The 12851-nt window shown below is 36.6% G+C and carries 12 protein-coding genes; all 12 read left to right on the forward strand.

Annotation, left to right across the window (positions count from 1 at the left end; translation table 11 throughout):
* Nucleotides 1–91 precede the first annotated feature (91 nt).
* The 12 genes from DN389_RS10715 (at nt 92) to recA (ending at nt 12495) form a co-directional block, all read left to right on the forward strand.
* The gene (locus tag DN389_RS10715) at nt 92–1624 is read left to right on the forward strand and encodes an ABC transporter ATP-binding protein (RefSeq protein WP_000456916.1); all 1533 of its coding nucleotides are present in this window, start codon (nt 92–94) and stop codon (nt 1622–1624) included.
* Nucleotides 1617–2675: an ABC transporter permease gene (locus DN389_RS10720; RefSeq protein ID WP_088122957.1), complete on the forward strand. Its 1059-nt coding sequence runs from the start codon at nt 1617–1619 to the stop codon at nt 2673–2675. The genes DN389_RS10715 and DN389_RS10720 overlap by 8 nt, the downstream gene beginning before the upstream one ends.
* Complete coding sequence (locus DN389_RS10725; RefSeq protein WP_000008847.1) at nt 2676–3635, forward strand: ABC transporter permease; 960 nt, start codon at nt 2676–2678, stop codon at nt 3633–3635.
* Nucleotides 3636–3833: 198 nt separating this feature from the next.
* Nucleotides 3834–5108: an EF-P 5-aminopentanol modification-associated protein YfmF gene (gene yfmF / locus DN389_RS10730; protein ID WP_098190026.1), complete on the forward strand. Its 1275-nt coding sequence runs from the start codon at nt 3834–3836 to the stop codon at nt 5106–5108.
* Nucleotides 5109–6395 carry an EF-P 5-aminopentanol modification-associated protein YfmH gene (yfmH, locus tag DN389_RS10735; RefSeq protein ID WP_098190027.1) on the forward strand — a complete coding sequence of 429 codons (1287 nt, stop codon included), beginning with the start codon at nt 5109–5111 and terminating at the stop codon, nt 6393–6395.
* A gap of 99 nt (nt 6396–6494) precedes the next feature.
* Complete coding sequence (gene ymfI / locus DN389_RS10740; protein ID WP_000759593.1) at nt 6495–7208, forward strand: elongation factor P 5-aminopentanone reductase; 714 nt, start codon at nt 6495–6497, stop codon at nt 7206–7208.
* A gap of 75 nt (nt 7209–7283) precedes the next feature.
* The gene (locus DN389_RS10745; protein ID WP_000114455.1) at nt 7284–7532 is read left to right on the forward strand and encodes a DUF3243 domain-containing protein; all 249 of its coding nucleotides are present in this window, start codon (nt 7284–7286) and stop codon (nt 7530–7532) included.
* Between the two features lie 139 nt (nt 7533–7671).
* Entirely contained in the window at nt 7672–8457 is a 786-nt protein-coding gene (locus DN389_RS10750) for a DUF3388 domain-containing protein (protein ID WP_000574107.1), read from the forward strand.
* Nucleotides 8458–8478: 21 nt separating this feature from the next.
* Entirely contained in the window at nt 8479–9420 is a 942-nt protein-coding gene (locus DN389_RS10755) for a helix-turn-helix domain-containing protein (RefSeq protein ID WP_149237101.1), read from the forward strand.
* Nucleotides 9421–9483: 63 nt separating this feature from the next.
* Nucleotides 9484–10062: a CDP-diacylglycerol--glycerol-3-phosphate 3-phosphatidyltransferase gene (gene pgsA, locus DN389_RS10760; RefSeq protein WP_001052976.1), complete on the forward strand. Its 579-nt coding sequence runs from the start codon at nt 9484–9486 to the stop codon at nt 10060–10062.
* A gap of 20 nt (nt 10063–10082) precedes the next feature.
* Nucleotides 10083–11321 (forward strand): competence/damage-inducible protein CinA, encoded by a 1239-nt coding sequence (gene cinA / locus DN389_RS10765; RefSeq protein ID WP_046956498.1) that lies wholly within the window; start codon nt 10083–10085, stop codon nt 11319–11321.
* A 142-nt stretch (nt 11322–11463) separates the two neighbouring features.
* A complete protein-coding gene (gene recA / locus DN389_RS10770; protein ID WP_048545964.1) occupies nt 11464–12495 on the forward strand; it encodes a recombinase RecA in 1032 nt (343 codons plus the stop codon).
* Nucleotides 12496–12851 lie beyond the last annotated feature (356 nt).

Genomic DNA, 12851 nt, shown 5'->3' on the forward strand with positions numbered 1-12851 from the left:
AGGTTAGTTCTTAGAACTAACCTTTGTATATATAAAAATACCTTTAATAGACTGCAATTGGGGAGTGTTCCCTGCTAGAAGGAGGAACAAAATGGAATACGTAATTGAGATGAACAATATTACAAAAGTATTCCCAGGCATTGTAGCGAATGATGATATTACGCTGCAAGTAAAACAGGGAGAGATACACGCTTTACTTGGAGAAAATGGTGCAGGGAAATCAACATTGATGAATGTACTGTTCGGTTTGTATCAACCAGAACAGGGAGAAATTAAGATTAAAGGAAAACCTGTAAAAATTACAAATCCGAATATAGCAAATGACCTTGGTATTGGGATGGTCCATCAGCATTTTATGCTTGTTCATAATTTTACAGTTACAGAGAATATTATTCTTGGAAATGAGCCGAAGAAAAAAGGAAGAATTGCTGTTGAAGAGGCTGCGAAAGAAATTAAACAATTATCTGAACAGTACGGTTTAGCAGTTGATCCAAATGCAAAGATTGAAGATATTTCGGTTGGGATGCAGCAAAGGGTTGAAATATTAAAAACGCTTTATCGTGGTGCGGAGATTTTAATATTCGATGAACCAACTGCGGTGTTAACTCCTCAAGAAATTCACGAGTTGATTCAAATTATGAAAAAGCTTGTGCAAGAAGGAAAATCTATCGTTCTTATTACACATAAATTGAAAGAAATTATGGAAGTTTGCGATCGTTGCACAATCATTCGTAAAGGTAAAGGAATTGGTACAGTTGACGTTGCGGAAATGAATGAACATAAACTTGCAGAATTAATGGTCGGACGTCAAGTGAATTTTAAAACAGAAAAAATAGAGGCTAAACCGAAAGAAGAGGTTCTATCTGTTTCGAATATTTTCGTTCATGATGCACGCCAATTACCTGCTGTAAAAGGCCTTGACTTAACTGTTCGTGCAGGAGAAATCGTTGGTATTGCAGGGATTGATGGAAATGGACAAAGTGAATTAATAGAGGCAATTACTGGTTTACGAAAAGTTGAGTCAGGTTCTATTGCAATTAAAGGAAAAGAAATAACAAATTGGCCTGTTCGAAGAATTACAGAGGAAGGAATTGGTCATATTCCAGAAGATCGTCATAAACACGGTCTTGTGCTTGATTTTTCTGTTAGAGATAATATAGTTTTACAAACGTACTATAAAAATCCATTCTCAAAGAAAGGGATTTTAAACTTTAGTCAAATCACACAAAAAGCAAAAGCGCTTATTGAACAGTTTGATGTGCGTACACCTGGTGAACACACATTAACTCGTGCACTATCTGGTGGAAACCAGCAGAAGGCAATTATCGCACGTGAAGTGGATCGTAATCCAGATTTATTAATTGCGGCACAGCCAACACGTGGTTTAGATGTAGGTGCGATTGAATTTATTCATAAAAAATTAATCGAGCAAAGAGATAAGGGAAAAGCAGTATTGCTTCTATCGCTAGAACTGGATGAAATTTTAAATGTAAGTGATCGAGTTGCTGTTATATATGAAGGGGAAATTGTAGCAATTGTTGATGCGAAAGAAACAAATGAACAACAGCTTGGTTTGTTGATGGCTGGCGGAACGGAGAAAGAGAAGGTGAATACAAATGGCTAAAAAATTTTTAACGGAGCGAACAATTAATATTTTAGTTCCTGTATTATCCGTTATTTTTGGTTTACTTGTTGGTGCCATTGTAATGTTATTTAGTGGATATGATCCAATTGTTGGGTATGCAGCGCTTTGGGAAGGAATGGTTGGAAATCCACAAGCAATTGGTGAAACATTACGTACGATGATTCCGCTTGTATTAGCAGGACTTTCTGTAGCATTTGCATTCCGTACAGGCCTTTTTAACATCGGAGTAGAAGGACAGTTATTAGTCGGGTGGCTTGCTGCTGTTTGGTTTGGATATGCAGTATCATTACCGACAATTTTACATATTCCGTTGTCAATTTTAGTAGCGGCAATAGCTGGTGGGCTATGGGGATTTATCCCGGGATATTTGAAAGGGAAATTTAAAGTAAATGAAGTAATCGTAACGATTATGATGAATTATATTGCACTTTACGTGACGTATGATTTAATTAAACGCTTTTTACATGAGGCGAATGAGAAGTCATATGATATAAAATCTAGTGCTTCTTTATCTTCTGAATGGTTATCTTCTTTAACAGATGGTTCTCGTTTGCACTGGGGGATTGTCGTAGCGATATTAGTAGCAATTATTATGTGGTTCTTATTGGACAGAACGACATTGGGATACGAATTGAAATCTGTTGGATTTAATCAACATGCTTCTCAGTATGCGGGGATGAAAGTTTCTCGAAATGTTGTACTATCTATGACGATTGCGGGTGCATTTGCAGGGATTGGTGGTGCTATGGAAGGGCTTGGTACATTCCAAAACATGACAGCGATGTCTTCGTTTACTGGTATCGGATTTGATGGGATTGCGGTAGCTCTACTTGGGGGGAATAATCCGTTTGGTATATTATTAGCGGCTTTACTGTTCGGTGGTTTGAAAAGTGCAGCCCCACAAATGAATTTTGAAGCAGATGTACCTTCTGAGTTAATTAACGTTATTATTGCATGTATTATTTTCTTTGTAGCGTGCAGTTATGTTTTACGCTGGGCACTTACACGCATGAGCAAGGAGGGGAAATAAATGAGCTTTTTAGATATTTTAGCCATTCTTGTGACGGGTACGTTATATACGGCAGCGCCACTTATTTTTACGGCGTTAGGTGGAGTGTTTAGTGAACGTTCTGGGGTTGTAAATATAGCGTTAGAAGGTTTAATGTTATTTGGTGCATTTACTGGTATCGTTACAACGTTATTAATGGGTGATACGTGGGGAGCGATGACTCCTTGGATAGCTCTATTATTTGCAGCAATTGGTAGTGGGTTATTTGCACTTCTTCATGCGGTAGCATCCATTACATTCCGTGCGGATCAAGTAGTGAGCGGGGTAGCGATTAATTTCTTAGCTCTTGGTTTAACGGTATTTGCGATTAAGAAAATCTTTGGCAAAGGACAAACTGATTTCATTCAATATCGTATTGAAAAAATCGATGTTCCGGGTCTTTCGGATATTCCGGTAATCGGAAAAATCTTTTTCTCAAATGTACCGTTAACATCGTATATTGCTATTATTTTAGCGTTTGTCGTTTGGTATGTCATTTATAAAACGCCGTTCGGTCTTCGTCTTCGTGCGGTTGGTGAACATCCAATGGCAGCAGATACGATGGGTATTAATGTATATAAAATGCGTTATATTGCAGTTGCTATATCTGGAATGTTTGCAGGGGTTGGGGGAGCGGTCTTCGCTATGTCGATTTCTGGTAACTTCTCAGGTGCTACAATTACTGGACAAGGTTTCTTAGCGCTAGCAGCTATGATTTTCGGTAAATGGAATCCACTCGGTGCTCTTGGAGCGGCTCTGTTCTTCGGATTTGCTCAATCACTTGGAATAACAGGTGGTACGATTCCGGTACTAAAGGAAATTCCAAGTGTATTTTTAACGATATTACCGTATGTATTCACAATATTAGCACTTGTTGGTTTTGTAGGTCGTTCTGAAGCTCCGAAAGCGTTAGGAACGCCGTATGAAAAAGGAAAACGATAAGTATAAAAAAGCTCGCACATTAGTGCGGGCTTTTTTACATAGACTATATGTAATACGGAATTTTACGATGTTCCTTACATATGACAGTTTTTAGAAAGAGCCTCATGTAAGTATAGTGAGGAAGAAAAGTTGATTTTTTATTTCTAAAAACTGTATATTGAAGAGGAATATTCCTATATACGTAAAGGAGGGCTATAAATGAAACTAATGGAACAACGGTTACATGAGTTAGGTGGTTTGCGAGTACATATTATCCCGACTGATAAATATAAAACAAATACTTTTGTATTTCGTTTTAAAGCACCTTTAAATGAAGAGACGGTGACAGAGCGTGCCCTATTGCCATACGTATTGCAAAGTGCGACAGAAAAGCTTCCTTCTGTAATTCGTCTTCGTCAATATTTAGAAGAATTATACGGATCTTCTTTGGCAGTAGATGTAAGTAAAAAAGGAGAAGACCATATTATCTCTATTTATGTAGACATTGCAAATGAAGTATATTTACATGATGCACCACCGCTATTTGAAAAAGCGCTTTCTATGTTATCGGATATCGTTTTACATCCAGCAACAGAGGGGAATGGTTTTTTACCTTCTATCGTAGAAAGTGAAAAGAGAGCGCTCTTGCAACGAATTGAAGCTACGTACGATGATAAAATGCGCTATGCAAACGAGCGTTTAATTGAAGAAATGTGCAAAGTAGAACCGTATCGTTTAAGTGCACATGGGAAAAAAGAGATTGTTTCTTCTATTACAAATGAAAGTTTGTATCAATATTATCAAAAAGTGTTAGCAGAAGATGAAATGGATCTATACATTATTGGTGATATTTCAGAAAACGCAGTGGATCTTGTAAGTAAGTATTTTTCTATTTCAGCGCGTCCTGCGAGAGAAAGAAATGTACTTCTTCATAAGAGAAATAATGAAGAAAAAGAAGTTGTTGAAAAACAAGAATTAAAACAAAGTAAATTACACATTGGTTATCGTACGTTTATTACGTATAAAGACGAAGATTATTTTGCGCTACAATTGTTCAATGGATTGTTTGGAGGATTTTCTCATTCGAAGTTATTCGTTAACGTTCGTGAAAAAAATAGTTTAGCGTACTATGCGGCATCCCGCTTTGAAAGTCATAAAGGCTTATTGTTTGTCATGTCAGGGATCGAAGCGAAAAATTATGAAAAAGCTGTTGAGATTATTAAAGAACAAATGTTGGCGATGCAAAATGGTGATTTTTCTGAAGAAGAGATGCATCAAACGAAAAGTGTCATTCAAAATCAAATATTAGAAGCGATTGATACACCGCGCGGATTTGTGGAAATGCTGTATCATGGTATTATTTCAGACCGTACGCGTCCGGTTGAAGAATGGCTTTCAGGTATTGAAAGTGTGACGAAAGAAGAGATTGTGAAAGTTGCTAAAAATATTGAACTAGATACAATTTACTTTTTACATGGAACGGAGGGAGAATAAATGGAGAAAATTGTTTATGAGCAATTAAAAGAGACACTCTATTATGAAAAACTTCCTAATGGATTAGATGTATATATTTTACCAAAGCAAGGATTTAATAAAACATTTGCAACGTTTACGACAAAATATGGTTCTATGGATAATACATTCGTACCACTAGGTAAAGAAGAAATGGTTCGTGTGCCTGATGGAATTGCTCATTTTCTTGAACATAAATTATTTGAAAAAGAAGATCACGATGCTTTCCAATTGTTTAGTAAACAAGGAGCATCAGCAAATGCTTTCACATCTTTCACAAGAACAGCCTACCTGTTTTCATGTACATCAAATGTAGAACAAAATTTAAATACATTGTTAAACTTCGTACAAGAGCCTTACTTCTCTGAAAAAACAGTTGAAAAAGAGAAGGGGATTATTGGGCAAGAAATTCAAATGTATCAAGATAATCCAGATTGGCGCTTATACTTTGGATTAATTGATAGCTTGTTTGTAAAGCACCCAATTAAAATTGATATTGCAGGGACAATCGAGTCTATTAGTAAAATTACGAAAGACTTATTATATGAATGTTATGAAACATTTTATCATCCGAGCAATATGTTATTGTTCGTTGTGGGGGCAATTGATCCAGAGAAAACAATGGATTTAGTACGTGAAAATCAAGCGAAAAAAGATTATAAAAACCAGCCAGAAATTATACGTTCATTTGAAGAAGAACCAGATGAGGTAAATGAAAAGAAGAAAATTATTTCCATGCCTGTACAAACACCGAAATGTTTAGTTGGTATTAAAGCGACAAATTTAAAAGAAAAAGGGAAAGCCCTTTTAAAACAAGAAATTGCGCTTACGTTACTTTTAGATTATTTATTTGGGAAAAGCTCCGTTCATTACGAATCTTTATATAATGAAGGTCTTATTGATGATTCGTTCTCGTATGATTATACGGAAGAGAATAACTTCGGTTTTGCAATGGTTGGCGGCGATACGAAGCAACCTGATGAGCTGGAAGAGCGTTTGAAAAGCATTTTACTAAATACAAATTATGATCAATTAGATGAGGTGGCATTAGAACGAGTAAAGAAAAAGAAAATAGGTGGCTTTTTACGCTCGTTGAATTCGCCGGAATATATTGCAAATCAATTTACACGATATGCGTTTAATGAATCTAGTCTGTTTGAGGCATTGACTGTATTAGAAAGTTTAACTGTTCAAGATTTACAAGAAGTAGCCAAATTATTATTATCAGAAGAGAAAATGAGTGTTTGTCAAGTTTTACCGAAAAAATAAAAGATTTCATAATAATACCCTCATCTTATCATTGATAAATTGTAAGATGAGGGTATTATTTATAGGAGAAAGATTTTGTTGAGATAAGAGAGGAATTGTATGAAAAAGTATGCATTAGTAACTGGAGGAAGCGGAGGGATTGGCTCTGCTATTTCAAAACAATTAATTCAAGATGGATATACAGTATATGTTCATTATAATAACGGTGAAGAGAAAGTGAACGAGTTGCAGAAAGAATGGGGTGAAGTGATTCCTGTTCAAGCGAATTTAGCTTCTACTGATGGGGCAGAGCAGTTGTGGGAACAAATTGAACATCCTCTTGATGTTATCGTATATGCAGCTGGGAAGAGTATCTTTGGACTCGTAACAGATGTAACGAACGATGAATTGAATTATATGGTAGAACTTCAAGTGAAGAGTATCTATAAATTATTATCAAGGGCGCTGCCATCTATGATTCAGCGGAGAAGTGGTAATATTGTACTTGTTTCTTCTATATGGGGCCAAATCGGCGCATCATGTGAAGTGCTTTACTCGATGGTGAAAGGTGCACAAAATTCATATGTGAAAGCTTTAGCGAAAGAAGTTTCATTAAGTGGATTAAGGGTTAACGCGGTGGCGCCAGGTGCAATTGAAACGGAAATGTTACAAGTATTTTCAGAAGAGGATAAGAATGAAATTGCTGAAGAGATCCCGTTAGGCAGGTTGGGACTACCAGAAGAGGTAGCGAAAACAGTGTCATTCCTCGTATCACCAGGAGCATCTTACATAACTGGACAAATTATCGGAGTAAATGGTGGTTGGCATTGCTAAAAATTTCTTACATAAAAAATGAAAAACTGTACAAATTAAGCATGATTCTATTACTAAGTAGTGAGGTGCTTACACATGTCAGTTTTAGATAATTTTGATCAATGGAAGAGCTTTTTAGGAGAACGTTTAGAACAGGCATCAGGAAAAGGTCTTGATGGTGGTGCTGTATCAGATATGGCATTTCGTGTTGGAGATTATTTAGCAAATGAAGTAGAAGCGCGCAACGATCAAGAGAAATTATTGTCTGAGCTTTGGAAAGTTGCTGATGAACAAGAGCAACATACAATCGCAAACTTAATGGTGAAGTTTGTACAGCATAAGTAAAAAATAGAGAGGAGATTCTCCTCTCTATTTTTTTTGTATAATAATTGAACGGGATAGATTATACATTTAGCTTCCCTATTAAGGTGAAATCATATAATATAGTACGTAGGTGTAAAGTAAGCAAGGGGAGTGATCTTGGATGATTGAATGGTATTTTGAATATGAAATACATAAAAACCGACCTGGCTTGCTTGGTGACGTTTCTTCGTTAATCGGTATGCTCGGCATTAATATTGTCACAATTAATGGTGTAGATAATGCACGACGTGGATTACTCCTTATGTGTGATAATCAAGAGCAAATCTCTAGACTTGAATCAATTTTAAATACGATGGATAACATAACGGTAACGAAATATCGTCCGCCAAAGCTAAGAGATAAGCTAGCGGTTAGACATGGTAGGTACATACAACGAGATGCAGATGATAAGAAGACATTTCGATTTGTACGTGATGAATTAGGGTTACTTGTAGACTTTATGGCTGAAATAATGAAAAAAGAAGGTCATAAACTAATCGGGATACGAGGAATGCCTCGTGTCGGAAAAACAGAATCCATTGTTGCCGCAAGTGTTTGTGCAAATAAAAGATGGTTATTTGTATCATCTACTCTTATTAAGCAAACTGTTCGTAGTCAATTGATTGAAGATGAGTATAGCGACGACAATATTTTTATCTTAGATGGAATCGTGTCAACAAAGCGTGCTAACGAAAGGCATTGGCAGCTTGTTCGTGAAATTATGAGATTACCTGCAACGAAAGTTGTGGAACATCCTGACGTATTTGTGAGTCAGTCAGAATACACATTGGATGATTTTGATTATATTATCGAGTTGCGTAACGATTATGATGAAGAAATTCAATATAATTTAGTAGATGAAATTGAGCAAGGTACGCAAAATAATTTCTCTATGTTTGACTTTTAAAGAAATATTGAGGTGTTAGTAGTGACAGAATTAGGACAAAAGCTGAAAGAAGCAAGAGGAACGAAGGGCTTGTCTATGGATCAGCTGCATGAGATTACAAAAATTCAAAAACGCCATTTAGTAGCGATTGAGGAAGGCAATTATGATGTATTGCCAGGAGCTTTTTATGCGCGTGCATTCATTAAACAATACGCAGATGCGGTTGGGTTAAATGGAGAGGAACTGCTTGTAGAGTATCAGAGTACGATACCACAATCTGAAAAACGCGACGTTCCACAAGTATCAACAGGACAGAAAACACAAGAAACAATGCAAAAATCTTCATCATGGCCAATTGCAGATCATATGCCGAAAGTTTTAGTTGCGCTATTAGTAATTGCATTTGGAGTGGTAATTTGGTTTGTTTTCCAAGCGTTAACTGGAAAAGGTGATGAGAAAGTTCCGAATGCTCAAAGTGAGAAAATTGAAGTTAAAAAAGCAGAAAACTCTCCGTTAGATACGAAGAAAGATGAAGTGAAAGCGGAAGAGCCGAAAAAAGAGGAACCAAAGAAAGAAGAGCCAAAGAAAGAGGAACCAAAGAAAGAAGAGCCAAAGAAAGAGGAACAACCAGCACAACCAACGGGACAAGAAGAAGTAAAAGTAGTTGGTACAACTGGTAAAGTATCTACTTTGGAAATTCATAACAATAAAACATTAGAACTGGAAATATCGGGTAAAGGTGCGAGTTATGTAGATGTTAAAGATGATGCGGGGAATGTGATTCTAAACGCTACAGTACAAGAGGGCCAAATAGAAAAACGTGATGTATCAACATTAAAAGAAGTGCGACTTAATATTGGGAATGCAACGAATGTTGAAGTTAAACTGAATGGCCAAGTGGTCGCTTATCCATTGGATCCAGAAAAAGAACTTCACCAAAGATTGGTGATAAAAAACCAAGGGATAGGGCAACCAGCACAATAATAGTCATCGCCTCGATGACTTTTTTCAATGAACAAATGTTTTTGATATGATGGAGGAATAGCTGTGAATTTACCAAATAAAATTACAATATCTAGAATCTTTTTAATTCCAATTTTTATGGTAATTATGTTAGCGCCCTTTGAATGGGGTTCATACACAATTGGTGATGTTGATTTACCAATTCAACATTTAGTAGGGGCACTTATCTTTATTATTGCTTCGGCTACAGATTGGATTGATGGACATTACGCAAGAAAGTATAATCTTGTAACGAATTTAGGGAAGTTTCTTGACCCGTTAGCTGATAAATTACTTGTTTCAGCAGCGCTTATTACATTAGTTGAGATGCAATACGTACCTGCTTGGATCGTTATTGTAATTATCAGCCGTGAGTTTGCAGTAACTGGTTTACGCCTTGTACTTGCTGGAACAGGAGAAGTAGTGGCAGCAAATCAGTTAGGAAAAATTAAGACGTGGACACAAATTATTGCAATTGCGGCGTATTTATTACACGATGTACCTTTAAATTTAATCCATATCCCAGTTGCTGATATTTTCATATGGATTGCATTAATCTTTACTGTTATTTCAGGGTGGGATTATTTCTGGAAAAATAGAGCTGCTTTTGTAAACTCAAAATAGAAGTTTATGGGGGAATTGGGATGAATGCTGAAATTATTGCGGTTGGAACTGAATTATTACTTGGACAAATTGCAAATACAAATGCCCAGTTTTTATCTGAAAAGTTAGCTTCAATCGGAATTAATGTGTACTACCATACTGTAGTTGGAGATAATAACAAGCGATTACAGCAGGCGATTGAAGTTGCGGAAGAACGTGCTGACATACTTATTTTCACAGGTGGATTAGGCCCGACAAAAGATGATTTGACGAAAGAAACGATATCTTCTAGGTTGGGTGAAGAGCTTGTATATGATGAAAAGGCATTAGCATCGATAAGCGAGTACTTTAAGCGTACAGGTCGCGAGTTCACAGAGAATAATAAAAAGCAAGCGCTCGTTTTGAATGGAGCAACTGTATTTGCGAATGATCACGGCATGGCACCTGGTATGGGGCTAAATAAGAACAGGAAAGTTTATATTTTATTACCAGGACCACCGAAAGAGATGAAGCCGATGTATATAAGTTATGTAGAGCCTTTTTTACGTAACTTTACAACAGGAGAAAACATTTATTCTCGTGTGCTTCGCTTTTTCGGGATTGGGGAATCTCAATTAGAAGTGAAAGTTCAAGATTTAATTGATGGACAAACGAACCCGACAATCGCCCCCCTTGCGAATGATGGAGAAGTGACACTACGTTTAACTGCCAAACATCAAAATGCTGATGAAGCTGCGAAACGCATTCAGCATATGGAAGATTTGATTTTAGAAAGAGTAGGAAAATTTTTCTACGGGTATGATCAAGAGTTTCTGCATGATAAGGCGATAGAGTTATTGAAGAAAAAAGGATTAACTTTAGCGTGTGCAGAAAGTTTAACCGGTGGTCTCTTTGGCAATCAAGTAACAGAAAGTGCTGGTGTGTCTTCAGTATTTAAAGGCGGTATCATTTGTTATCATAATGATGTGAAACAACATGTTTTACATGTACCTGCGGAAGTGTTGTCTACTGATGGTGCAGTTAGTAAAGAATGTGCTCGTTATCTTGCTGAAAATGTTAAGGGCTTATTAAAAGCGGATATCGGAATTAGTTTCACTGGGGTAGCAGGACCGGATGCTTCAGAACATAAAGAGCCGGGAACAGTATTCGTTGGATTGGCGATTAAGGATGAACCAACTGTAGTCTTTCCTCTTATTTTAAGTGGAAGTCGTCAACAAATTAGGGAACGTTCGGTGAAATATGGATTTTATCATTTATATAAAAAGCTAGAAGAGATATAAGTTTCTTCTAGCTTTTTTTATGGTTAAACTCATTTTTATTTAATGGAAAATAAAAAAATCGAATAAATGTTCGATTTTGTTGGCAAATTGAATTGAAAATAGGTATAATAAGATTAGCAATTGAGTTAAGGAGGAATTTTGAATGAGTGATCGTCAAGCGGCGTTAGATATGGCGTTAAAACAAATAGAGAAGCAATTCGGTAAAGGTTCAATTATGAAATTAGGAGAACAAGCAGAGCGTAGAATTTCTACAATTTCAAGTGGTTCTTTAGCACTTGATGTGGCATTAGGGGTAGGCGGATACCCACGTGGCCGTATTATCGAAATTTATGGACCAGAAAGTTCAGGTAAAACAACAGTTTCATTACACGCAATCGCGGAAGTACAGCGTCAAGGTGGACAAGCAGCGTTTATTGATGCGGAGCATGCAATGGATCCTGTATATGCACAAAAATTAGGCGTTAACATAGATGAATTACTATTATCACAACCTGATACAGGGGAGCAAGGACTAGAAATCGCAGAAGCACTTGTACGAAGTGGCGCGGTTGATATTATCGTAATTGACTCTGTAGCAGCTCTTGTACCGAAAGCTGAGATTGAAGGAGACATGGGTGACTCACACGTAGGTCTACAAGCTCGTTTAATGTCTCAAGCACTTCGTAAGCTGTCAGGTGCAATCAATAAATCAAAAACAATCGCAATCTTTATTAACCAAATTCGTGAAAAAGTTGGGGTTATGTTCGGGAACCCAGAAACAACTCCAGGTGGTCGTGCGTTGAAATTCTATTCAACAGTTCGTCTTGAAGTGCGTCGTGCGGAGCAATTAAAGCAAGGTAACGACATCGTTGGTAATAAAACAAAAGTAAAAGTAGTTAAAAATAAAGTGGCACCACCATTCCGTGTTGCTGAAGTTGATATTATGTACGGAGAAGGTATTTCAAGAGAAGGTGAAATCTTAGATATGGCTTCTGAACTTGATATCGTTCAAAAGAGTGGTGCTTGGTACTCTTATAATGAAGAGCGTTTAGGGCAAGGTCGTGAAAATTCGAAGCAATTCTTAAAAGAGAATACGGATTTAAGAGAGGAAATTGCCTTCTTTGTTCGTGACCATCACGGAATTGGTGAAGACTCTGGTGCTGAAGAAACGGAAGATTCAAATCTTCAAGATTAAAAAATAAAAGACACGGTTCCGTGTCTTTTATTTTTAATTATTATGAAAGCGTTGTATATCGTTGGAGATAAAATATTTAATCTGCCTAAAAGGCTATGTATAAAGAGGGATATATGCATGTTTTGTATGCATAAACTGGAATTCACTAAGGTTTTCCAGGATAATATGCTGTCTTCTTTTTAAATTCATATATGAATTAGAGCTGAAGGTAAAGAAAGTAAAAGTAGACAACGCTTGACAATGAAAATTGCGATAGATACAATGAGAATGTATATTTTTTCTTATATACGAAACACTCTTCTCAAGAAGAGAAGTAATATTCGGAGTAAGACTTAAATCTTGCCGAAATAATAATA

Origin of the sequence: Bacillus sp. AY3-1 (assembly GCF_008368785.1) — a bacterium.
In the GTDB taxonomy this organism is placed as follows: domain Bacteria; phylum Bacillota; class Bacilli; order Bacillales; family Bacillaceae_G; genus Bacillus_A; species Bacillus_A wiedmannii.

What these genes read in the sequence shown, in the direction of transcription:
- DN389_RS10715 (WP_000456916.1), top strand. Translation starts at nt 92, where the DNA reads ATGGAATACGTAATTGAGATGAACAATATTACAAAAGTATTCCCAGGC.
- DN389_RS10720 (WP_088122957.1), top strand. Translation starts at nt 1,617, where the DNA reads ATGGCTAAAAAATTTTTAACGGAGCGAACAATTAATATTTTAGTTCCT.
- DN389_RS10725 (WP_000008847.1), top strand. Translation starts at nt 2,676, where the DNA reads ATGAGCTTTTTAGATATTTTAGCCATTCTTGTGACGGGTACGTTATAT.
- yfmF (WP_098190026.1), top strand. Translation starts at nt 3,834, where the DNA reads ATGAAACTAATGGAACAACGGTTACATGAGTTAGGTGGTTTGCGAGTA.
- yfmH (WP_098190027.1), top strand. Translation starts at nt 5,109, where the DNA reads ATGGAGAAAATTGTTTATGAGCAATTAAAAGAGACACTCTATTATGAA.
- ymfI (WP_000759593.1), top strand. Translation starts at nt 6,495, where the DNA reads ATGAAAAAGTATGCATTAGTAACTGGAGGAAGCGGAGGGATTGGCTCT.
- DN389_RS10745 (WP_000114455.1), top strand. Translation starts at nt 7,284, where the DNA reads ATGTCAGTTTTAGATAATTTTGATCAATGGAAGAGCTTTTTAGGAGAA.
- DN389_RS10750 (WP_000574107.1), top strand. Translation starts at nt 7,672, where the DNA reads ATGATTGAATGGTATTTTGAATATGAAATACATAAAAACCGACCTGGC.
- cinA (WP_046956498.1), top strand. Translation starts at nt 10,083, where the DNA reads ATGAATGCTGAAATTATTGCGGTTGGAACTGAATTATTACTTGGACAA.
- recA (WP_048545964.1), top strand. Translation starts at nt 11,464, where the DNA reads ATGAGTGATCGTCAAGCGGCGTTAGATATGGCGTTAAAACAAATAGAG.